This is a genomic window from Nocardia sp. NPDC056611, from assembly GCF_042792755.1.
Taxonomy (GTDB): Bacteria; Actinomycetota; Actinomycetes; order Mycobacteriales; family Mycobacteriaceae; genus Nocardia.
Genome location: NZ_JBHTVV010000015.1, coordinates 1 through 20,267, shown reverse-complemented (window position 1 = coordinate 20,267; position 20,267 = coordinate 1). Strand labels below are relative to the sequence as shown.

Here is a 20,267-nt window from a genome sequence, read left to right as displayed (position 1 = left end):
TCCAGCGCGGCAAGACTTTTGGCTGATACTGGTGACATTCACCGGTTCGGGAACCGGGATCGGTTCGCGTCCTGGAACGGCACCGCACCCCTGGACGCCTCGTCCGGTGATCAGCAGCGGCATCGCCTCTCGAGGGCCGGAAATCGGAAGATCAACCGGGTTCTCCACATCATGGCCATCGTCCAGTTACGCAACCGAACCGCCGGGCGCATCTACTACGACGCCCGCAAAGCGGGCGGGAAGACCTCGATGGAAGCGATCCGCGCGCTCAAGCGCCGGTTGTCCAATGTCGTCTACACCCGGATGCTCGCTGACCAGCGAAGTCGAGAATTGACAGGCCCGGGAGGGCAAACGGGAACGACTACTGACTCCAGCGTGACCGGCTCAAACCCACACACCGGTACTTCGGACAAGCCACATCCCGGACCCACCACACAGGTTAACCCCGCACCCATTCGGACGTCTTGACATAGAGGGGAGCCATTATGGTGCGTCCAGAGGGGGCGTAAACCTCATGGCCATCGAGATCCTGCCAACTCCTTGACGCGAGACACTTTCGCGGTGATGTGTTCAAGACCGCGTTCGCCGGACCGGACCCGCTGCTGCGACACGTCCGCACGCGGGTGCGATCACCCCAGCCGAACGGTGCCCCGAATCCCCGCCATACAGATACAGGTTGGGGATCTCGGGACGTTTCGTTCAGTCCAAAGCCCCGGTGGAAACGCGATGTCATCGGGGGCGCCACCGATGACCGAGAGCTGGTTGGCGTTGGTCGAGCCATCCAGCCGGTAGCAGAATCATCCGTATTCAGCGGGGTTCCAGGAACGGGTCGGCTTGTTGGTGATGATGAACCGCAATGCCTTGATCATGATGTCACCTCCTTCCTGGGGCTCGGTCGGGCGCGGATAGGGCTTGTGGGGTACGCCGCAGGGTGAACGGCCTGGGGGTTGCGGCATTGGTCACGATCGGGCGGGTATCGCCGCCGCCGATGACGCGCAGAGAGGTGTTCTCGATGAGGGTGGTGGCTGCATCGGTGACCAGATCGTGGGCGACCGCGGCGCCGGCGCAGGTGAAGGGGCCGGAACTGAAGGGCACAAATGGGCCGTGTTCGCTCGGTCGAATCCAGCGGTCGGGTTGGAATGCCTCTGGTCTGGTCCAGTGTTTGTTGTCGTGATGGAGCAGATAGGGGCTGATGGACAGCAGGTCGCCGGTCTGGAAGGCGATCCCCCCGAACTCGCCGGGATAGGGAACGGGACGGCTGACCATCCAGGAGACTGGCCGGTGCCGCAGGGCCTCACGTACCACCCAGTCGACGGGCCAAGGCCATGGTGAGCCGGGAGAGTGGAGACTGCCCAGCAGCACCGACCACGCGAGCGAGTAGCCCAGCGGTCCCACAATGGACCGGAACATCAGCACATACAGCTGCGCCACCGTTGTATCGGCGACGCTGTCGGGACAGGCACCGATCACGGCATCGAGCAGATCCCGTGGTTCGGCTTCCGCAGTGCGGCCGGTGGCGCTGCGCCGGTCCCGGATCTGCTCGTTCAGCGCGGTGGACAGCTTGGCGCGCAGCAGCTGCGCCCGCGCCCGCTGCGCCATTCGGGCCGGGCGAAGCGCGCCCACGCGTGCATTTCGCTCCAGTAACTGCCGCAACTCGGGAGAACCATCGGGGTGCAGCAACACGTCCGCGGTGCACCGATACATCAGCTCGACCCCCGCTGCGGGCCAGCGGGTGACGGAGGGCATTTCGATCACCGCCGCCGCCAGGGACTCGCGATACTCGGGCGTACGCGTCCGCAGAATCGCCCGCACCGCGCGGCCGAAATCGACCTGAGCAGACCGCGAAGGCAGCATAGAACCGAAGAACCCGGACTTCCCCGTATTGAAAGCGCGGTCACTCAACACCGTCAGCGCCAGACTCGTATCGCCGACACACCACCCGCCCCACGGCAGCCCGAACACCTCTACCGGGCTGGTCCGGCGCAGATTCTCGAGGAAACCCAACGGATCACGCCGGAACCGGCGCATCTCTGCAAAACCCATCGGACGGTCCTCTCATAGAGAGGGTGAGCGATTCATCAGATGTTTTCGAGCGGATTTATCCACTGGCTATGCGTACAAACGCAGATCAAGCATAGTATCGACTAATTTTACAAGCGAGGCCGTGGAGGTCGACCACGAGGCGAGTACCCCGGCACCGCCGGGGCCTATCGAACACTGTGCCAGCAGTGAAATCGGTTCACGATCACCCGCGACGCCGGCAACCGGTCATTGAGGTCTAACCGTGGTCTAACCGGCGCAAACCCGATCCGCCTCGGCGAGGTCCCGTTGCCACGCGCGCCTACATGAACATGTCGCGGCGTCGATTGCCGCTCTTCTGCCACGATCTGAGGAGCCCTTCGCCTTTCGAAACCGGCTCTCTCCGCAGTGCGGATCGAAGCGCGGTTCCAAGGTTTCCACATCGCACTAGGGTTCCGGACAGCCCACACCTTGCGTCTCGCGAACGAACGCTCACGAGACACCCTGATGCTGTCGGCGGCCGGATCGAACGCCCTCAACTCGGCATGTCAGTGCGTTCGGTCGGCCCATGGGGCGGCACGGCCGGATCATCAGTTGAGAGGTCGGAGCGCGTCATGTCAGGCTGGACGGCATGGACTGGCGAGCCGAGAGCCCGGAACTCTGGGCGTTCCTGGAATCATTGCGGGGCGGCGAGATTCTTTCCGGCACTGTCACGGCGATAGAGCGCTTCGGCGTCTTCGTTGCCTTGGACGATGGTCCCGAGCATCCTCTCTACCCGGGCGTCGGGTTCATCTCGATCCCAGAGCTGTCCTGGCGACGCTTCGAAGCGGCTTCCGATATTGTTCATGTTGGGCAGCGCGTTTCAGGTGAGTTCCTCCAATTCGACGAATGGAACGCAGAAGCCAGGCTTTCCCTGCGCGCAACACAGCCCGATCCCTTCCGCGCCTTCGCCGCGTGCACCGTCGTGGGCCAAGAAATACACGGACACGTCACCAAGCTGGTGCCGTTCGGCGTTTTCGTCCAAGTCTCAGAAGGGATCGAAGGGCTGATTCACCTTCGAGACCTCACATCGACGCCGGCGGCGGCTCCAGGCGATATCGTCCAGATCGGGGACGAAGTCACGGTCGTCGTCACCCAAATCGACCAGGAAAACCGCCGGCTGTCCCTCTCCCGACAGGCCGCAGGTCAGCCCTGACTCCGAGCAAGGCGGTGAAGGGGCGACACCGCTGGTTTCGCCCTGGCTGGCAAGCTATTCGGTGGCCGTTGGGTCGGCTTGCGTGTCGTTGACGGTGTTGGCGTAGTCGATCTCGGCCATATGCTCCTCGGCCCAGGTGCGCAACGCCGCTAATGGGATCTCCAGGGACAAGCCCAGTTCGGTGAGCCGGTAGTGCACACGCGGTGGCACCGTCGGTTCCACTCGACGGGTGACCAGACCGTCGCGGACCAGGTTGTGCAGGGTCACAGACAGCATTTTCTGGGATACACCGGGCATTCGCCGCCGCAGCTCGGCGAAGCGCACCTCACCTGGGGCGGCCTCGGCGAGGACCTTGACCGCCATCGACGTCCATTTGGTGCCGATGCGGTCCAGCAATTGCCGTGTCGGGCATTGGGAATCGAAAAGATCACCGCGAACCGGCGTCTGCGCGTGCACTGATCGAGCAGTCACCTGGACCTCACCACCTGTAGCCGAAGTGCCTTCTTGGCAGCCTAACTAAGGTTACCTACCGTTTCCTGGTAACCAAAGGTAACCGCATGGAGGTCCCGTGCCCCACACGCCACCGCTTCAAACCGCCCCTGTCGAGCTGCGTCAGATCGAGACCAACGGCATCCGCGCCAATGTCGCCATTGCCGGCTCTGGCCCCGCAGTCGTTCTGCTGCATGGTTTTCCGCACACCTGGCGACTGTGGAGCGAGATCAGCGGCCCGCTGTCGACGCGTTACCGAGTCATCGCCCCGGACCTGCGCGGGTTCGGCGGCACCAGCCGTGCGCCGGACGGCTACGACGCCGCCACGCTGGCCGCCGACATCGCCGGGATCCTCGACGCCCTCGGTGAACCCACCGCGGCCGTGGTCGCGATCGATGCCGGTACCCCGGTCGCGGTCCTGCTCGCCCTGCGCCACCCCGACCGCGTGCGACGGCTGGTGGTCATGGAAGCCCTGCTGGGCGCCCTCCCCGGCGCCGAGGACTTCCTCGCCGCGGGTCCGCCGTGGTGGTTCGGCTTCCACGCCGTCCCCGGTCTCGCCGAAACGGTCCTGCTCGGCCACGAGGCACGTTATATCGAATGGTTTCTCACCACCGGCACTCGAGGCCGAGGCGTGCGGGCAGATATCCACGACGCATTCATCGATGCCTACACCGGAGTCGACGCCTTACGTTGCGCCTTCTTCTACTACCGGGCACTACCGACCAGCGCCCACCAGATCGCTCACGCCGTAGCCTCCAATCGGCTCACCACACCCACCCTGGCGATCGGCGCCCACCCCGTCGGCGACGCCCTCGAGCGGCAGCTGCGACCCATCACCGATCACCTGGTAGGACAGGTCATTCCGCATTGCGGTCACATCATCCCGCTGGACAGACCATACGAACTGCTCGACGTCATGATGCCTTTCCTTGCCGCCGAGCAACCCGCCTGACCACGGGGCGGCATCAGCGGGCACGCCAATCGGCAGATGCGGACGTTTCGCCGACCTCAGATCGGCTCGGCCGGTTGATCTTCCGCACGACCGTGCCGGCCGCTTCGAACCGCGCCGGTCGCGGCATTACAGGACGTCGAGTTGAAAACTTCCTCCGAGCTTGTCGGTTCATGCGGGTGTGCGTTGTACCAGGTCCAGGATGAAGGCGGTTACGTCCGTTGGCTTTTCCTCGGCCATGAAGTGGCCGGCGTCGATCGGCTGGTAGGTGGCGGTCGGAGCCCATTGCCGCCAGAGAGCGGCTGCGTCGAATCCGAGACGTGCCCCCCAGTCCTGGGAGATCACTGCAACAGGCATGGTCAACTGGGCGCCCGCTTTTCGGTCGGCTCGGTCCATCTCCAAGTCGATTCCGGCGGTGGCCCGGTAGTCGGCGACGATGGATGGCACAGCGCGCGTGGAGCTGTCGATGTAGTGTCGGCGGACCTCGGGTGGGAAGGTGGTTCCGTTGGGGTCCCAGGCGTCGAGGAACGAGCTGAAGAAGTCTTCGGCGACGGCTTCGATCATTCGCTCGGGCAAGCCCTTTGGTTGTGCCATCAGATATAGGTGCCAAGCGACGGCGGCATCGACACCGTGCAGCACGTCCCAGGTATCCATGGTCGGCAGCACATCCAGAATCCCCAAGTGGGTGATCATGTCCGGGTGGTCGAGCGCTGCTCGGACCCCGACCAGCGCTCCGCGGTCATGGCCGATGAGGCTGAACTGTTTGTAGCCGAGTTCGCGCACGACATTGACGATGTCGAGCGCCATGGTCCGCTTCGAATAGGTGTCCGGCGTCGCCTCTTCGGGTTTGTCGCTCGCACCGTAGCCACGCAGATCAGGCACGATCACCCGGTGGCGGTCCGCCAGTTCACGGGCAACATGCCGCCACATGAGGTGAGTCTGCGGAAAGCCGTGCAACAGGACGATGGGGTGGCCGTCACCGCCGACGGCGACATTCAGATGGACGCTGTCCGCCCCCAGGACATGGCGGTATTCGAAGTCGTTGATTGTCGTGCCCGACATGGGCGCGCACCTTTCGTCGATCGGTTGGACGTGTCGTCAGGAGAAAATGGCGGGTAGCGGAGGTTCTGCACTCGCGCTTGCTCGCAGAGCCGGGACAAGAATCGTGTCGACCAGATGTGCCAGATACTCGGCTCCGGCGGGAAGCCCGTTCAGCCTGCGTAGAAGCAGCACTGCCCCAGTGATTTCCTCGAAAGGGAATGGTTGAGCACCGGCTGGTAGCTCGCCCCGGGTGATGGCAGCCGATATCACCGAGGCTGGCAACTTGGCGCCGGTGGGCCCGCTCGCTTCTTCGATGTGGCGACACAGGTCGGGATCCTCCAGACCCGCATGCAGCAGCATCAAGCTCATCGTCGGGTCGGCAGCATTCATCGTGGTGGCGAGCCGTTCGCACAAGGCAATCAGGTCTCCGCGCAAGGAACCGGTATCGACCGGGTCCGCGGAGGTGCCGGCTGCGGGACCGGCTTTGACCGCGGCAACCACCATGTCCCGCTTGGTCTCCCAGCGCCGGTACAGCGTCGCCTTCGACGCCCGAGCACGACGCGCGACCGCCTCGAACGTCAACGCGTCATAACCGACCTCACCCACCAGCTCCAGCACACACGCGAGGATCTCAACCTCACGCGCCGCATCACGGGGCCTTCCTGTACGCACTTCAGGTACCGGATCCGTGGTGTGACTATTACGAAACGACACGTTCTGTACCGTATGTGGAATTCGGCTGGTTGTCCACCGATCGGTCCGGTCATCCCGACAGTCGAATGGCGCTGAACAGCTGCCCGGCATTTCGACATCCGTACATCGGCCTGATGGTGGGTCCACTTGCAGGCGCTGTGGCTGCTCCCAACCGCCCGGGTCGCGGCAGATGAGTGCGTTCGGGGAGCCAACGGTGCTCACACTGGACAGCGATGACTAGTTGTGATGTCCAGGGAGGTTGGTCCGGACTGTGTCCGGTGAGTCGACCTGACAGGTGAAGGTGGCTCCAGCAACCCGACCATAATCGAGTCATGAGTGTCCCCGCGCCTGCATCCCCCTCATTCGAGCATGTTGACTTCGAGGCACTCGATTCGTTCCGTTTCCCGGACGGCAGTGGGTACCCCCAGAGCTACCGCGAGTTTGTTCGCTCCTGCGGCTGGGCCCGCACGTTCGGCCTGTGGCTCATCTACCCGCCCGTCCAACCCGGTTTCGCAGACGGGCGGGCCCGTGCAGCGAACCTCACCGAGCACTTCCACACGGTCTTCCGCGACGGCGAAGAGGAGGAATTCGACTGGATGATCGAGCCCGACGGTAGCTGGGACCTCGCCAACCGACTCGAAGTCTTCGGCTGGAGCGAGAACGGCGACCTTCTCCTCTGGGACGTCGCAAGCCGCAATGCCGACGAGGAGTTTCCGGTGTGGGAATCGCGCGGCATGAACACCCTCCACCTGCTCGGCTCGAGCCTTGACGAGGCGCTTCTCGAGCTGCGCGAGCGCTCCGAGGCCCAGGTCATTGAGCCGCTGAGACCTGCCCGTCTCTGACCCACAGCTCATCCGGATCCGCTCGAGCAACCACTCGACTGCGTGGCCGGTAGCCACCGACACACTCAATTCGGCAGAAGCGGACGTTCTGCACCGCAACAGGTTCCGGCCGCCGGGCGCCCCGCGCCGGCCGGTGCTGTCAGTGCGGCATACGGCGGAAGCGGACGTCTGGAGGGGCCTTGCCAGAGGTACGGCAGCGGGTCGTCAGCGGCCGGGTATCGACCGTTCTCCAACCTCAACACCTACCGCTCACCACATGAGCATCCTCTATCGGCGCGCCATTCGGGATGTCGGTGCGTTGCCGGGGCGTGTAGTTGCTCGATCCGGCCTCGTGCCATGCAAGGACACCGCGCCCCGTTCAGCGCTCGACGAGGACCGCCGCATCCACATACCGTGGATCGCGGGCGATCACCGCGAACCTCGACTCGCCCTCGGTGCCAACCGATTCCTCCACCTCGGCCAACTGGGCGAGCAGATCGAAGTAGCTCGTCTCCGCCGTACGTAGCTGCGCGACCGTCTCCGTGAGATCGATATCGGCGGCGAAGCGCGCCCCGTCGACGCCCACCGACAGAGTCGCCAGCCAGGCGTCGGAATCGGCCGCGAACATCGCCCCACTGGTCTCGGCCCAGAACAACACCACGCTCGGCGTCACCGCCGAGCTCAACCGCCCTGCCGCGGCGAGCATCAGCAGCGTGGTATAGATGTTCGACTCACAGAACCCGAAGTGCATCAGATACGCCTCGAGCGCTGCCTCCCGATACCTCAGTACATAAGTCAGTCCACCGGTGTCCTCGTCGAAACAGTCGGCGAAATACTCCCGAGGTGTGACCCCCTGGTCGGCCTGCCGCCAATCCGGCTTCTTCCCTTCCCAGAACCACCCGTCATACATCGCACCGTGATTCTCCATGGCCTCCGGCCCCGGCGCCGGTGTCTCCAACCACTGCTCGAATTCGGCCCTCCCCATAGGAATTCGAGCGGCAACAACGAACGTGTCCGACACAACCGGCTCCTCATCGATCTCGATGGCGCCCGTCATCCCAGGCCCAGGGAGCCATCCTAAGATCACAGCGTCTCGGCGCCCGATCATCGATCGGTCATCGGCATGGTGATGCGTTCGGCCGGCCGCGGCCTGGCCGGTCCGAGCAGCGTGACATAGGGCAATAGCGTGCGTTCCCCCAGCCCGATCGGTTCGAACAGCCTGTTTCCGTGAGCGGGTATGTTCGATTCCGATCGCGCCGACGGGGAGGGCAAGATGGCCGGCGAGCCTGTGACGACACTGCATGACTTCCAATTGTCGATGCTTCACCCGATGTGCGAGAGCGCCCCGACGCAGGCCGCCGGACTGCTTGATCGAATCGGTGCGACCAGCGCCGACACTGCGGTCGCGCAGGCGCGGTGGTGGTTTGGTGACGCCACGAACAACTTCACGACGATCGCTGAGTATGTAACTGCTTGGGGCGCACCGGATTCGGACGGCATCGAACGTTACGGCGAGCGGGAGATTCGCTCGGCGCGGTGGGATTTGCCGTTCTGGCCTGGCATGCAGTTCGAGTTCAGGGCGATGGGGCCTCGTCATCTCTTCCATCGAATGCTCCGTAAGCCGGGAGTGCCTGTGCCGCGGTTGGATTCGATTGAGGATCTGATCCCTTGGTCGTGCACGAAGGAGGAGTTTCTGGGCTCCGGCCTGGGTCCGTTCGATGAAGACATCGACCTTGGCTCGATCGGGAACCGAATCGACTTCGAGGCGGTCGACCCGAAGTCCGGGCGCAGACGTCGCTACCGCGCCCGCTTCGACTGGTGTCTGCTGCAATCGGTCGAGCCGGTGGTCGGGCTGTTCTGAGAATCCATGCCGAGATCGAGGGAAACTTCGACGACGCGATGGCTGAGTTCCAGGACCGCTACGCGCGCCTGGCACGCGAGCGTCCGAACGATTTCATCGTTGACGAGCGCCTCACCGACTACCAGCGTCTGGCCGATACGGTGGACAGCCTCCTGTCGCCCGGCCGTCCGCTCTACGGCCACGCATCGGCATGAGCGTGCGTTCTGCACCGCACCACGTTCCCGCCGGCAGTGGCCCGCGCTGGCCGGTTCGCGGTATGTGGCAAAACAGTGTGTTCGCTGAGTATGCGGGTCAGCGTGCTTCGGCCATGCTCGCCCCCCAGGTCGGGCCGAGCGCTCGCATGGACGGACCGGTGGGTCCGTGGTCTGGCGCGCGAATTTCGGCTGACCCGTTACGCTGCGGCGGATGGTGGTGCTGTTATCGGGTCAGGCCAACGATGGCGGGTCATTACTGCACTCGTTCAATGGCCGCTGAAGGGTCGAAGCCCCCAGCCCCAGGGAAGGGCCGGGGACATCATAGTTTCCTGTCAGCCCCTTCCCACAGAAATGGTAGACCGTGATCTCAGATGCACCAGACCACACTGCCCAGGGGGAAGCAGAGGGCAATTGATCCATCGACAGGAGTCACCGCGATCGATGTCGAACTCGCGGGTGCCGTCGAGATGGAGCTGGCGGAAGCCGCCGGGGCTGCGATAACGCCCAGTGGCAAGGCAATTGCGGTTGCGGCCACGAGTTTGATCATTGTGCTGGACATGTCTGTTCCTCGATATCGACTGACTGGTTTGATGCGCGTCCAGTGCAGCCGGGCAACCTCAGGTGATTGCCCTCGCGCTGCTCGCTGGTGATCGAGTGGCGGGCTTCGCCGCCCTCGGATGCGGCCCATGACGCGCTTTGTTCGTTCTCGACCCCGACCAGTTGTCATCGTCCTACATCGCGGGCGATGGCCACACAACAGATTGCCGAACCAGACGTTGTATTTGATGGCCCGGCGCCAGGCACTGGCATGACCGTCGACCTGGCGGCTCCGGTCCGTAGTTCTTGGACCGAAGCGACGTCCTTTTCCCTGGCGTTCGGAAAAGGCCGATAGCTAAGGGTAGCCGTAATCGGCCCGAGTCTGGTAGGGGCCAAGGTCTTCATTCGTGGGACCGGGCATATGATCTGGGCAATGCACTTGCCGCGATGTTGCTGGGTGGCTGAGGAGACGGAAGCATGCCCGCATTGGTTGACCTTGCCGTGGGGATCGCGCCCATCGCTGGTGGATTGGCTCTCGGTGCGGCCGCGGGATATCTGAAGGGCCCGGATGTCCGCAAAACGATCAAGCAGGATATGGAACTGCTGGACCGTATGCCTCCAGAGGAGGTGGAGCGGCGTGCCGCACTGCAGCGGAGCATCGATGGTCGCATCGACGACTTGGTCGCGACCGTCAATCGATACCGGCCACTGCGCAGGGCGGCCGCCTCCTATCGCGGCGGCTTGCGCGACATCCTGCTATTCATCTGCGCGATTCTGTTCACGGTGGTCTGGTGGAGCGTCGATCATCATCAGAGCAGCTGGCTACCGATGTTCGTTGTCCTCGTTGTGATTTCAGTGTGGGCTGCCAGCTACGCGTTCAGCGGTCTGCTCAGATCCCTGCTCACCTACCGGCGAATGAAGGACTGATCGACAGCGTCCGCGCCGCCGCGCGTGCTGCCCTGATCGGGTCGCGCCCAGCTGCGATCACAGGATGTCCTGTGCCTGAGAGGGCCTTATTCGATCCCGAGAAGTCGTAGTTGCTCGTCGGGTGCGAGCAGTTCGCCGCCGGGAGGGTCGATCGGGTTCGGGCGGATTCCGAACAGGTAGTCACGGAAGGCGAGCAGGTACTCGTCGAGTTCGCACTGGTCGGTGAACCTGGTTTCGGTCGGATCGAACCATTCGTCCGGTGTCGGCCGCCACCAGATCATGAAGTCGAGGGCTTCGCGCACCAGGTCCCCGTAGGTCGGATCCGTGGCGCAGGCGTGGCGCAGCGCCGAGGCGGAATTCCGCATTCCACGGCCGCTCTCGGCGCGGCGGTGCATGTCCATCAGCGGCCACAGCAGGCCATCGATATGCGGGATTTCGTCCCACCATGTGGATTTCGTGGGCGGATTCGCGTTGGCCCGCAGTCGGCGGTGTGATGCGGCGACTGGCGTCGGGTAGTCGCGGGGTGCTCCCCGTCGGTCGATGTCGTGGGTCGGCCCGATTCCGAGGTTCACGGGTGGATGCCAGACGCCGCGCCACACTGAAACGCCGAGGTAATGGCGATTCACCGGTAGTGGCTCGGCCAGCGAGACGTCGACGGTAATTCGGTGCACGGGTGGCAACAGTCCATCGGGGAACAGATCGGCGACCATCGACAAGCAATCCCGCACGTCGAAGCCGGTCACACCGACACCCCGCCAGAACCGGGCGTCGCCGCACTCGTGCGGGTCGAATTCGATCCAGAACCGCCGCGGTGTGGTCATCCGCGATTTCCTCCCACCGGCACTATGTCGAACGTCGACCCGATGATCCCAGAGCTGATCAGCGTCCACCACTCGATAATCGGCATGAGCGTGCACTACCGGCGGTCGTACGGCGCTCTGCCCGTTGATCTTCCGATGCTTGGCGCTGGCCGGTGCGGTATGCGGCACTACCGAGCGTCCGGGCTGCTACCTATGGGTATCGGCCGTCGGCGGCCGCGGTGAGTCGGCTGGCCAGGGCGCGTACGGCGTCGTTGAGTGCGGCGGGGTGCTCGATGATGAACGGGCGGTTCAGGCCGGCGAGCAGGGCGGGAATCCAGTCGAGTTGTTCGGCGCGGATTCGGATCCGGACCCACGGGCCGGTGTCAGCGGGCTGCGAGTCGATCTCATGCACGGTCGCGATCGTCGCAGGGAGCAGCGGGCGGACCTGGGTGAGTGTGCCCTGGACTCGGACCGATACCTCATGCCGATAGGGCGCGTTGGCCAATGCGGACAGCAGATGAGCGGCCGGCTCGAATTCGGTGGGCGGAGCGAACGTTCCGGGCTGTGTGCTCACCACGGTGATGCGGTCCAGCCGGAACTGGCGTAGTTCGTCGCTGTCGCTGTCCAGCCCGGTCAGATACCACCGGCCGGAGTGGTCGACGAGCCCGTAGGGGTGCACGGTCCGTTGGCTGGACCGCCCGTGTCGGTCGGTGTACCCGATTGCGACCGGTCGGTGCTCGCGGGTGGCCTCGGCGAGCCGGAGCAGGACGGCGGTCTCGACAGCCACTTCCGGGCGCGCCTCGGCGGTGAATTCGACGGTGTTGATCAGTGCGTCCAGCCGGGCACTCAGACGTGGGGGTAGGACGCGGCGGAGTTTGGCCGTCGCGCTGTCGGCTGCGCGGGTGGCCGCTGTCGGCCGGTCGGCGCCGCGGCTGGTGAGGAGCCCGAGTAACACGGCTACCGCTTCGTCGTCGGTCAGCATCAGCGGTGGCATTCGGTATCCGGGAGCGAGCCGGTATCCGCCGTAGCGGCCTCGCACCGATCGGACCGGGATATCCAGGTCGGTGAGATGTGTGACGTATCGCCTGACGGTGCGTTCATCGACGCCGAGCCGCCCGGCGAGTTCGCCGACGGTATGAGTACCGCCGGTCTGCAACAGCTCGAGCAGGGCCAGCACTCGGGCGGTGGGGCGCGTCATCGGGAAATTCTCGCATCCATACCGGGCGGAAACTGTCCGGTATCGACTCTACCGTGGCGTGCGGCGGTGAAACCTCCGCCTCATCCGACAGTAGGAGCACACAATGAAGCTCGTCTCGATCCGTCTGATCACGGACGACATCCAGCGGCTGGTCAGTTTCTATCACCACGTGACCGGCGTCGAAGCGAACTGGGCTACACCGGATTTCGCCGAAATCGTCACACCGGCCGGCACCCTCGCGATCGGAAGCACCCGCACCGTGGCGTTGTTCGCCGCGGGCAGCGCGCACCCAGCCGACAATCACACGGCGATCATCGAATTCCTGGTCCCCGACGTCGATGCCGATTACCGGCGGTTGCGGGATACGGTCGAGGATTTCGTCAACGAGCCCACGACGATGCCGTGGGGGAACCGGTCGTTGCTGTTTCGCGATCCCGACGGCAACCTGATCAACCTCTTCACCCCGGTCACCGCGCAAGCCGCCGCGAAGTTCGCCGGTTGATATCCGCTCATCGGCATGTGCGGACATTCCTGTGCCGCACCGTCACCCGCTTCGGTCCGCGGCCACGGTCGAGGAGGTGTATCGACATAGGGCGCCGGGCAGGCGGGTGCAGTGTGCACCAGTGGCAACCCCGGTCTGGAGCATCGTGATGTGGTGGCTTCGTGATGCTCGCGGGCACAGTGAGGATGCGCGAAAGCCTCCGCGGATCGATTCCCGGATAAGCGGGGCGGTTCTACCCGAATGTCCTTGCTGCGCAGTCATTCACAGAAGCAATCGCCTTTGTGGAGTGTTCCATAGCAACCCATCCGCACGATCCAGCGATGGCTGCAGGAATAGGAGGCCGGGATCACTGCGTCGATCGGGAGTGGTCGAACCCGCTACTCGGCAGGTATGTGATTGTCGCGAAAAGTCGCGCGAAAGCGATGTTTTGCCAGTTCAGTGCATATTTTCGGCTGGTTGGGCTGCGCGGCGCGCAACTGTTAGCCTCGCTCAGAGATAGCTGCTATTGCTGTCATTCGAAAGGGGGCGCATCACCGAGGAGATAGTGACGAGATGGGCGCGAGGATCGCGTTGGCACAACAACCCCACAGCGATGACCCGCCCTTCGTGGTCCGCAGGTTCGCAATCCGGGTCGAGGCCTTGGCCGCTCTGGTCGGGGCGGCGGTGGCGTGTCTGCTGATGATGGCCCCGCTCAACCTCGGGGGAAGCTCCGAAGGTGCGGTGTGGAAAACGGATCTGCTGGTAGTGGACTTGCCGCAGGCCGCCGCGGCGGGCGCGGCGTTCGCGATGGTGTCCGCGGCGGTGGTGGTCGCGCTCGGGCAGCGCGCCGCGTGGATCGTCTCGTGCGGGAGCGCGATCGTGCTGCTGGCCGACCAGGCCTGGAATCGGGCCGCGGTCACCGCCGAGAACCTCGCCACCGCGAGCTATATCGACTGCATTGTCAGCGGCATTCTGCTCGGCGCGCTCGCGGTCGCGGTCCTCGGCAAGCCGATCGCGACCGGCGCGTACCTGATCGGGGCGCTGGGCGCGATCGAGGTCGGCGACCAGACCTCGCTGCCGTCCTCGGGCGGCAATCCCATCATTCAATGGGTTTCGGTCGGAACACTGCCGGTGTGGTTGCTCGTGATGACCGCCCTGCTGCTGGCCGTCGGTGGCGCCCTGCAGCATGACGAGCCCGCGACCGAGGAGCCGAACACCGATCTGGCGATCGGCCCGACCCTGTCCGTACTGGTGCTGGTCACCGCGACCACGCTGGCCACGGGATGGCTGGTGCGGCACGCGGGCAATTTCGCGCAGATCGGGGTGACCGCCGCCGTCATCATCGCCGCGGCCATGGTCGCAGCCCTGCTGCTGCCGGAACGCGAGGGCACTCTCGTCCTGCTGGCGGTAGCCGCGGCCAATGCGGGTAGCGCCATCATCGCGGTGCCCCGGCCGGATTGGAGCCTGCCGCTCCCGATCCTCGCCATGGTGGCGGGCCTGGCGGCCGGACGGCGGTGGCGTTCTCCGTGGATCGCGCTGTCCGCGACCGGCGGACTGGCCGTCTTCGCGGCCCTCACCGCCGACGCGGCGCACCGGTACACGGTGATCCCAGTGCTCGGGGTGACCCTCTCGGCGCTGATAGTGGGGTTCTGCTTCGGCGTGGCTGTACCCAAGACCGCGGGTAGCACCGTGGTGGCGCTGTCGGTGATGATCGTGCCGGGCCTGGTGGTGGCGCTGCGCGGCAGCAGTTTCGGCCTGGTCGCCTACTCGCCGCGCTGGTATCGGGATCCGAACGGGGCCGTCTCCGCCATGCCCGGCTGGATGGCCCTGGTGATCACCGTCGGCTGCGCGGCCGCGATGTACCGGCTGCGGCGAATCCGGCCATCGCGCGACCTGGCCGAACCCGAGCCCCCGCCGATGTCCCGCGCCATCGGCACGACCGGTGGATCGCCGGAGGGGGATAGGACTGAAACGGTGTCGGTGATCGCGGGGGCGTGACGGTGCGGTACGCCGCTCCCGCTCCAGGCGGCGCGCAATCATAGTGCGCTGCAGTGTGTTCCGTTGCCACGGTCGTGGTGACCACTCTGGCCGAGGTGATTGCGGGTGCGTGTGTGGCGGGCGAGGTAGATAACGCCGAACCCGAGGACGGCAATGGTGAGCAGGGAGTTGCGTTCCGCTCGGTCATCTGACGTCGGGTGCGAAATTCGCTGGCCGCGTGCCGATTACCGCGGTCGCGCCCATGTCCTCGCAGTCGACGATGCGGGCCGCTAGGTGGTGGGCGCGCATGATCTCGGCGGCGACCGGCGCCTGCTCCTCGCTTTCCTCGACGAGCAGATGCCCGCCGGGTGCGAGCCAGTCGGCCGCGACGGCGGCGATGCGGCGTAGTACGTCCAGGCCGTCCGCGCCTCCGTCGAGGGCGCGGCGGGGCTCGTGATCGCGGGCCTCCGGGGGCATGTCGCGGATGCGGTCGGAGGGGACATAGGGGGTGTTGGCCAGTAGGACATCCACACGGCCACGAAGATTGGCGGGCACCGCGTCGAACAGGTCGCCTTCGACGACGTGGGCGGCCACCGGCGCGAGGTTCTCGCGTGCGCAGACGATGGCGGCGGGCTCGATGTCGGTGGCCGTCAGCTCGACCCGGATCCCGTGCTGCGCCAGCTCTTTCGTGAATGCCAAACCCAAAGCGCCGCAGCCGCAGCACATATCGAGCGCCACCACGGACCGGCCGAGGGCGCGGGTGAGGGCGACGGCCTGTTCGACCAGGAAGCCGGTGCGTTGGCGGGGGACGAAGACGCCCGGGGCGACGGTTACGCGGAGGCCGCGGAATTCGGCCCAGCCGAGTAGATGTTCGAGGGGGAATCCGGTGATGCGTTGGGTGACAAGCACTTCCAGGTGGTCGACGTCGGTGGCCGCTTCGAGCAGGAGCGCGGCCTCGTCCTCGGCGAAGACGCAACCGGCCGCGCGCAGGCGTGCGACCAGGGTGTCGGTGTCGGGTGCTGTCACCGCGTCATTGTGCACGTCCGGACCCGAGCGGTGAGCGAGCGGGTCCGGACGCGAAGGTCAGCGTTCGGCCGGGATACGCAGGGTGCGGGTGGTGTCGAGGTAGATGCCGCGCTGGCCGCTGCGGGCGGGCGGGGGCAGCTGGGAGACGAGCTGCTCGAGGGAGGTGGTGGCTCCGACGACCGGCATGCCCGCGACGATGAAGTCGGCCACCGCGCGGCGGATGTGGTTGGGGGAGGTGACCACGATGGCGCTGGTCGCGCCCGCGTCGCGCAGCATCTGCACGCCGAACAGGGCGTTCTGGACGGTGGAGCCGGCGCGATGGTCGGTGAGGATGCGATTGGCGGGGATGCCGTGGCCGATCAGCCAGCCCTCCATGGCCGCCGCCTCGGTGACGCCGTTCTGTGGGTTGCCGCCGGTCAGCAGAATGGGGGAGAAGGGGGAGGCGATGGCCTGCAGCCACGCGGCCTGCAAGCGGTTCACCAGTTCGGGGCGCATGGCCCCGTCGGGGAGCAGGCCGTAGCCGAGCACCGCGATGCCGGTCTGCGGGCCCGCGATGGCCGGGATCGGGTTGGGCAGGGTGCCGACGGCGGCGCCGATGGCACGGAACAGGTTCCGGGTGCCGTCGGCGAGGCGCCCGTCGACGCCGTTGAGGCGGTTCATCGCCAGCTCACGGGTGATGATGTCCCCGGCGTAGTCCGACCAGATCGCCTGCAAGGCCAGCGCCTGCGCGTCATCCGGTGACTCACTGAGCAATTGGCGCAGGTCGGCCAGGCCGGCCGCCTCGTTGCCGCTGGTGAAGTTGTCCTGCGCGGAGTTGAACAGCGCCGCGGGATCCGCGTGCGCGGTGCCGGTGCCGAGGATGGCGATGGTCGCGGCCGCCGCCGCGAGCAGGGTGGGAAAACGCCTGGCGATCTGCACTGCTGTCGACCTTTCGGAGGGTGTCACGCATGCGTCTGCGAGCGGAGCTATTCAATTAGCTGGTTGATGGCCCAGTGCCGGATGGAGACACGATACGACTGTCCACGGCTGTTGTCGGGTATTTGCCCAACTGGTTTCGCAAGTTTGGTCCGGCGTGGCGCCGGGAACGCGCCCGGCGCGTGGCGAGTAATCCGGACACGACGGGCAAAACAAGCCAGACGGCGTGCGGCAAACAATCAGGAACACGGGTATGAGCGATACGGACTCACGCGGACGGGACAGCCCCCGCGCCGGATAAGCTGTGCACCCGTGGATACGACTTCGCTCATCGGCAAGGAACTCGCCGCCGCCATCAACGCCGACACCAAGCAGCGCGCCGCCGCCCTCGCCGAGCAGGGCGCCGCACCGCGCCTGGCGCTCGTGATCCCGAACGACGACCCGGCCAGCGCCTGGTACGTGAAGTCGCTCAATCGCGCCGCCGAGCGCAATGGAATCACCTGCGAGAACATCGATCTCGGTGTCGACGCCACCGCCGAGGAGATTCGCGCCAAGCTCACCGAGCTCTCCCGGGACGCTTCGGTCGACGCGATCATGCTGCAGACCCCGCTGCCCAAGGGCGTCGGCCTCGACGACGTCAGCTCCGCCATCGCCGCGGGCAAGGACGTCGACGGCGTGAGCCCGCTGTCGCTGGGCCTGCTCGCCGCGGGACTGCCGGGGTTCCCGCCCGCTACCTCCGAGGCGGTCGTGGAACTGGCCAAGTTCCACCGGGTGCCCCTGGAGGGCCGTCACGTCGCGGTCGTCGGCCGCTCCAACGTGGTCGGCAAGCCGCTGTTGCAGCTGCTGCTGGCCGAGAACGCGACCGTCACCATCGCGCACTCCCGCACCACCGACCTGCCCGCGGTCACCTCGGCCGCGGATGTCGTGGTCGCCGCGGTCGGCCGCGCGGGCCTCATCACCGCCGACCACGTTCGTGAGGGTGCGGTCGTCATCGACGTCGGCACCAACGAGGACGACAACGGCAATATCACCGGCGACGTGAACGCCGACTCGGTCACCGGCAAGGCCGCGGCCCTGAGCCCGGTCCCCGGCGGCGTCGGCCCGGTCACCACCGCGCTGCTCATGCGCCACGTGGTCCAGGCCGCCGAATCCGGCCGTTGATCCCAGGCAGAAGCTGATCCCAGACAGAAATCAGGGAGCGCTCAGCGCGGGAATCCGTCCGATTCCGCGCCGAGCGCTCCCTGAACTCGTATCTAGAGGTGCTGCCTCACCAGTGGGTGGTGACGGGGTCGCCGACGGAGACGTTGTCGTAGTACCACTCGGCGTCCGCGGGTGCGAGGTTGATGCAGCCGTGGCTGACGTTCGAGTTGCCCTGCGAGTCCACCGACCAGGGAGCGGAGTGGACGTACACGCCGCCGGAGGTCAGCCGTTCGGCGAACTCACCGGTGATCAGATAGCCCTCGGGATCGTTGAGCGGGATGCCGATGGTCCGCGAGTCGAAGGTGACCGAACGCTCGCGCGACATCACCGGGAAGGTCCCGACCGGGGTCTCACGGCCCGGCTTGCCCATGGACGCGGGCATCGTGCGGGCGACGCCGTTCACCCAGACCGTGAAGGTGTGGTTCGACATGTCCGCGTCGGCCGTGGTGCCGCCATTGGTCTGGAACTTGACGTGGTCACGTCCCGCCGAGACCGTGATCGGCGAGGACACGGGTAGATAGCGCGTGGGGGTCCACACCAGTTGCCGGTCGTCGAGCCAGGAGAACTGTCCCGCGAGGGAGTTCTCGGCCTTCACGTCGACCGAGCGTTCGGCCTTGGCGCGATCGGTGACGGCTTCCGCGAACTGCACGGTCACGGGAGCCGCGATGCCGACCACCTGGCCGGGGCCCGGCGAGATCGCCTGGACCGCTGGGAGATTGGATGCCGGGAGTGCCGCGCCGGCGGCTCCGGAACCGAACGCGGCCGCCGCGGCGACAAGGCTTGCGACGAACAGAGAGCGAATCGCTTTCCGCATTCTTCCGTCCCTTCGAGAGGGTGTGGGGCTGGTTCCTCAGCGTATGACTTGATCTTGACTACCATCCGGAAATGTTTCCGGTTCGTGACAATTGTACCGGCGTGGGTATTTTGTCTTTTTCGCCCCTCGGGGTAGTGGCGCTGACCGGCGACAATGCAGGTAGCGATACAAAACGGTGCCCCGCTCCGGATCCGGAACGGGGCACCGCGACGAGTGGATCTGCGCGCTCAGCGTGTGATGGCCGCCACAACGTCGTTATGCAGCGCATCGGCGCGCGCGATGACCTCCTCGATCTGCTTCAACACCGGCGCGAACTCCGCGCCCGCGCCCGCGTCGAGTGACGTCACATTGATCGCGATGTTGAGCTGCGAGCTGCCGGCCGCCGAGCGCGCGCAGTCGGCCGCCGCGCCGATGTCGGTCACCACGTTCGGGTTGCCGATGGGCAGCAGTTCGGTTGCGAGGGAGACGATCTCGTCGGCCTCGGCGACCACGGCGGCGGGCACCCGGGCGGCCTGCAGCAACGCGGCGGTGATCGCCTCACCGCGGGCGGCCTGCTCGGCCTCGGACTCCTTGGGCAGCTTGTAGGCGGCGCCGACCGCGGTGAAGGCGGCGGCGTCGGCGTCGGCCAGCGCCAGCGAGCGCTCCCGGGCGGTGTCGGCCGCGGCGATGATCCGGTCGATGACCGGGCGATTGTCGGCGTCCTTGGCGCGGGTGGTGTAGCGCGCCACCATGGCCACCAGAGCCGCGCCCTGCGCCGCGTGCAGCGCCGCGACCGCGCCGCCGCCGGGCGCGGGCACCTTGGCGGCCAGCTGGTCCAGGTACCCCCGCAGTGTCGAGTCACCGAACGTGGTGGTGTCCTGAGTCATGCGGGGTGGCCTCCCTTGGCAGTCCTGCTGGCAATACCCGGAATTCGGGTGATTTCGCCGCCCACGCTACCGGTCGGCGGACAGCTTTCGGCAACCCGCCCGCTGTCGGATTGCCAATAGTGCGACCCGCCCACTGTCGGTATGCAAATAGTTGGGTATTGTCCGGGTCATGCGTATCGGACTGTCGATACGCTAATTCTGTGGAGTTTCTGCAGGTAGGGGCCGTACTCGGCCCCCCAAAACCGAACTAAATGCCACCCGATT

The 20,267-nt window shown here is 65.8% G+C and carries 22 protein-coding genes; 11 read left to right on the top strand and 11 right to left on the bottom strand.

Annotated features, from left to right (window positions below; all coding sequences use genetic code 11):
- Positions 1–468, top strand: a 468-nt coding sequence (locus ACFRAQ_RS36760) for a transposase (protein WP_379107748.1), incomplete at its 5' end; no start/stop codon positions are given.
- A gap of 405 nt (positions 469–873) precedes the next feature.
- On the opposite strand, the gene ACFRAQ_RS36755 is transcribed toward ACFRAQ_RS36760, so the two are convergent.
- The gene (locus tag ACFRAQ_RS36755) at positions 874–2,043 is read right to left on the bottom strand and encodes a cytochrome P450 (RefSeq protein ID WP_379107746.1); all 1,170 of its coding nucleotides are present in this window, start codon (positions 2,041–2,043) and stop codon (positions 874–876) included.
- 607 nt (positions 2,044–2,650) lie between these two features.
- On the opposite strand from ACFRAQ_RS36755, the gene ACFRAQ_RS36750 reads away from it, so the two are divergent.
- Positions 2,651–3,214, top strand: coding sequence for a S1 RNA-binding domain-containing protein (locus tag ACFRAQ_RS36750; RefSeq protein ID WP_379107744.1), 564 nt, complete (start codon positions 2,651–2,653; stop codon positions 3,212–3,214).
- Positions 3,215–3,268: 54 nt separating this feature from the next.
- Here the strand turns inward: ACFRAQ_RS36750 and ACFRAQ_RS36745 are convergent, their stop codons facing one another.
- Positions 3,269–3,685: a winged helix-turn-helix transcriptional regulator gene (locus ACFRAQ_RS36745; RefSeq protein ID WP_379107743.1), complete on the bottom strand. Its 417-nt coding sequence runs from the start codon at positions 3,683–3,685 to the stop codon at positions 3,269–3,271.
- 97 nt (positions 3,686–3,782) lie between these two features.
- On the opposite strand from ACFRAQ_RS36745, the gene ACFRAQ_RS36740 reads away from it, so the two are divergent.
- A complete protein-coding gene (locus tag ACFRAQ_RS36740) occupies positions 3,783–4,655 on the top strand; it encodes an alpha/beta fold hydrolase (RefSeq protein ID WP_379107741.1) in 873 nt (290 codons plus the stop codon).
- A gap of 168 nt (positions 4,656–4,823) precedes the next feature.
- On the opposite strand, the gene ACFRAQ_RS36735 is transcribed toward ACFRAQ_RS36740, so the two are convergent.
- Both ACFRAQ_RS36735 and ACFRAQ_RS36730 read right to left on the bottom strand, forming a co-directional pair.
- On the bottom strand, positions 4,824–5,714 hold the full coding sequence (locus tag ACFRAQ_RS36735) for an alpha/beta fold hydrolase (RefSeq protein WP_379107740.1): 891 nt from the start codon (positions 5,712–5,714) through the stop codon (positions 4,824–4,826).
- A 36-nt stretch (positions 5,715–5,750) separates the two neighbouring features.
- Complete coding sequence (locus ACFRAQ_RS36730; protein ID WP_379107739.1) at positions 5,751–6,311, bottom strand: TetR/AcrR family transcriptional regulator; 561 nt, start codon at positions 6,309–6,311, stop codon at positions 5,751–5,753.
- A gap of 407 nt (positions 6,312–6,718) precedes the next feature.
- Between ACFRAQ_RS36730 and ACFRAQ_RS36725 the strand changes: the two genes are divergently transcribed.
- A complete protein-coding gene (locus tag ACFRAQ_RS36725; protein WP_379107737.1) occupies positions 6,719–7,228 on the top strand; it encodes a hypothetical protein in 510 nt (169 codons plus the stop codon).
- 358 nt (positions 7,229–7,586) lie between these two features.
- Here the strand turns inward: ACFRAQ_RS36725 and ACFRAQ_RS36720 are convergent, their stop codons facing one another.
- On the bottom strand, positions 7,587–8,264 hold the full coding sequence (locus tag ACFRAQ_RS36720; protein WP_379107736.1) for a hypothetical protein: 678 nt from the start codon (positions 8,262–8,264) through the stop codon (positions 7,587–7,589).
- A gap of 180 nt (positions 8,265–8,444) precedes the next feature.
- Between ACFRAQ_RS36720 and ACFRAQ_RS36715 the strand changes: the two genes are divergently transcribed.
- From ACFRAQ_RS36715 to ACFRAQ_RS36705, 3 genes are all read left to right on the top strand, one after another.
- Positions 8,445–9,068, top strand: coding sequence for a hypothetical protein (locus ACFRAQ_RS36715; RefSeq protein ID WP_379107735.1), 624 nt, complete (start codon positions 8,445–8,447; stop codon positions 9,066–9,068).
- Positions 9,069–9,106: 38 nt separating this feature from the next.
- Positions 9,107–9,262, top strand: coding sequence for a hypothetical protein (locus ACFRAQ_RS36710; RefSeq protein WP_379107734.1), 156 nt, complete (start codon positions 9,107–9,109; stop codon positions 9,260–9,262).
- A gap of 1,014 nt (positions 9,263–10,276) precedes the next feature.
- Complete coding sequence (locus ACFRAQ_RS36705) at positions 10,277–10,726, top strand: hypothetical protein (protein ID WP_379107733.1); 450 nt, start codon at positions 10,277–10,279, stop codon at positions 10,724–10,726.
- A gap of 86 nt (positions 10,727–10,812) precedes the next feature.
- Here ACFRAQ_RS36705 and ACFRAQ_RS36700 read toward each other — a convergent pair whose 3' ends face one another.
- Together ACFRAQ_RS36700 and ACFRAQ_RS36695 are read right to left on the bottom strand one after the other, a co-directional pair.
- Positions 10,813–11,547: a hypothetical protein gene (locus tag ACFRAQ_RS36700; RefSeq protein ID WP_379107731.1), complete on the bottom strand. Its 735-nt coding sequence runs from the start codon at positions 11,545–11,547 to the stop codon at positions 10,813–10,815.
- A gap of 190 nt (positions 11,548–11,737) precedes the next feature.
- Positions 11,738–12,724, bottom strand: a complete 987-nt coding sequence (locus ACFRAQ_RS36695) for a helix-turn-helix transcriptional regulator (protein WP_379107729.1) — start codon at positions 12,722–12,724, stop codon at positions 11,738–11,740.
- 103 nt (positions 12,725–12,827) lie between these two features.
- Here ACFRAQ_RS36695 and ACFRAQ_RS36690 point away from each other — a divergent pair, with 103 nt between their 5' ends.
- From ACFRAQ_RS36690 to ACFRAQ_RS36680, 3 genes are all read left to right on the top strand, one after another.
- Complete coding sequence (locus ACFRAQ_RS36690) at positions 12,828–13,226, top strand: VOC family protein (protein WP_379107728.1); 399 nt, start codon at positions 12,828–12,830, stop codon at positions 13,224–13,226.
- Positions 13,227–13,778: 552 nt separating this feature from the next.
- Positions 13,779–15,203, top strand: a complete 1,425-nt coding sequence (locus ACFRAQ_RS36685) for a hypothetical protein (protein ID WP_379107726.1) — start codon at positions 13,779–13,781, stop codon at positions 15,201–15,203.
- 53 nt (positions 15,204–15,256) lie between these two features.
- Positions 15,257–15,394, top strand: coding sequence for a hypothetical protein (locus tag ACFRAQ_RS36680; RefSeq protein ID WP_379107724.1), 138 nt, complete (start codon positions 15,257–15,259; stop codon positions 15,392–15,394).
- On the opposite strand, the gene ACFRAQ_RS36675 is transcribed toward ACFRAQ_RS36680, so the two are convergent.
- Both ACFRAQ_RS36675 and ACFRAQ_RS36670 read right to left on the bottom strand, forming a co-directional pair.
- Complete coding sequence (locus tag ACFRAQ_RS36675; protein ID WP_379107722.1) at positions 15,387–16,208, bottom strand: putative protein N(5)-glutamine methyltransferase; 822 nt, start codon at positions 16,206–16,208, stop codon at positions 15,387–15,389. The two genes, ACFRAQ_RS36680 and ACFRAQ_RS36675, sit on opposite strands and share 8 nt — an antisense overlap.
- A gap of 57 nt (positions 16,209–16,265) precedes the next feature.
- Positions 16,266–17,126: a YdcF family protein gene (locus tag ACFRAQ_RS36670; RefSeq protein ID WP_379107720.1), complete on the bottom strand. Its 861-nt coding sequence runs from the start codon at positions 17,124–17,126 to the stop codon at positions 16,266–16,268.
- 309 nt (positions 17,127–17,435) lie between these two features.
- On the opposite strand from ACFRAQ_RS36670, the gene ACFRAQ_RS36665 reads away from it, so the two are divergent.
- Positions 17,436–18,284 (top strand): bifunctional 5,10-methylenetetrahydrofolate dehydrogenase/5,10-methenyltetrahydrofolate cyclohydrolase, encoded by an 849-nt coding sequence (locus ACFRAQ_RS36665; RefSeq protein WP_379107718.1) that lies wholly within the window; start codon positions 17,436–17,438, stop codon positions 18,282–18,284.
- A gap of 106 nt (positions 18,285–18,390) precedes the next feature.
- On the opposite strand, the gene ACFRAQ_RS36660 is transcribed toward ACFRAQ_RS36665, so the two are convergent.
- Positions 18,391–19,137 carry a L,D-transpeptidase family protein gene (locus ACFRAQ_RS36660; RefSeq protein ID WP_379107717.1) on the bottom strand — a complete coding sequence of 249 codons (747 nt, stop codon included), beginning with the start codon at positions 19,135–19,137 and terminating at the stop codon, positions 18,391–18,393.
- Between the two features lie 227 nt (positions 19,138–19,364).
- Positions 19,365–20,003: a cyclodeaminase/cyclohydrolase family protein gene (locus tag ACFRAQ_RS36655; protein WP_379107716.1), complete on the bottom strand. Its 639-nt coding sequence runs from the start codon at positions 20,001–20,003 to the stop codon at positions 19,365–19,367.
- Positions 20,004–20,267: the final 264 nt, after the last annotated feature.

Coding starts and splice junctions, on each gene's coding strand:
- ACFRAQ_RS36755 (WP_379107746.1), bottom strand. CDS start 2,043: ATGGGTTTTGCAGAGATGCGCCGGTTCCGGCGTGATCCGTTGGGTTTC.
- ACFRAQ_RS36750 (WP_379107744.1), top strand. CDS start 2,651: ATGGACTGGCGAGCCGAGAGCCCGGAACTCTGGGCGTTCCTGGAATCA.
- ACFRAQ_RS36735 (WP_379107740.1), bottom strand. CDS start 5,714: ATGTCGGGCACGACAATCAACGACTTCGAATACCGCCATGTCCTGGGG.
- ACFRAQ_RS36725 (WP_379107737.1), top strand. CDS start 6,719: ATGAGTGTCCCCGCGCCTGCATCCCCCTCATTCGAGCATGTTGACTTC.
- ACFRAQ_RS36720 (WP_379107736.1), bottom strand. CDS start 8,264: ATGACGGGCGCCATCGAGATCGATGAGGAGCCGGTTGTGTCGGACACG.
- ACFRAQ_RS36715 (WP_379107735.1), top strand. CDS start 8,445: ATGTTCGATTCCGATCGCGCCGACGGGGAGGGCAAGATGGCCGGCGAG.
- ACFRAQ_RS36710 (WP_379107734.1), top strand. CDS start 9,107: ATGGCTGAGTTCCAGGACCGCTACGCGCGCCTGGCACGCGAGCGTCCG.
- ACFRAQ_RS36705 (WP_379107733.1), top strand. CDS start 10,277: ATGCCCGCATTGGTTGACCTTGCCGTGGGGATCGCGCCCATCGCTGGT.
- ACFRAQ_RS36700 (WP_379107731.1), bottom strand. CDS start 11,547: ATGACCACACCGCGGCGGTTCTGGATCGAATTCGACCCGCACGAGTGC.
- ACFRAQ_RS36695 (WP_379107729.1), bottom strand. CDS start 12,724: ATGACGCGCCCCACCGCCCGAGTGCTGGCCCTGCTCGAGCTGTTGCAG.
- ACFRAQ_RS36690 (WP_379107728.1), top strand. CDS start 12,828: ATGAAGCTCGTCTCGATCCGTCTGATCACGGACGACATCCAGCGGCTG.
- ACFRAQ_RS36685 (WP_379107726.1), top strand. CDS start 13,779: ATGGGCGCGAGGATCGCGTTGGCACAACAACCCCACAGCGATGACCCG.
- ACFRAQ_RS36660 (WP_379107717.1), bottom strand. CDS start 19,137: ATGCGGAAAGCGATTCGCTCTCTGTTCGTCGCAAGCCTTGTCGCCGCG.
- ACFRAQ_RS36655 (WP_379107716.1), bottom strand. CDS start 20,003: ATGACTCAGGACACCACCACGTTCGGTGACTCGACACTGCGGGGGTAC.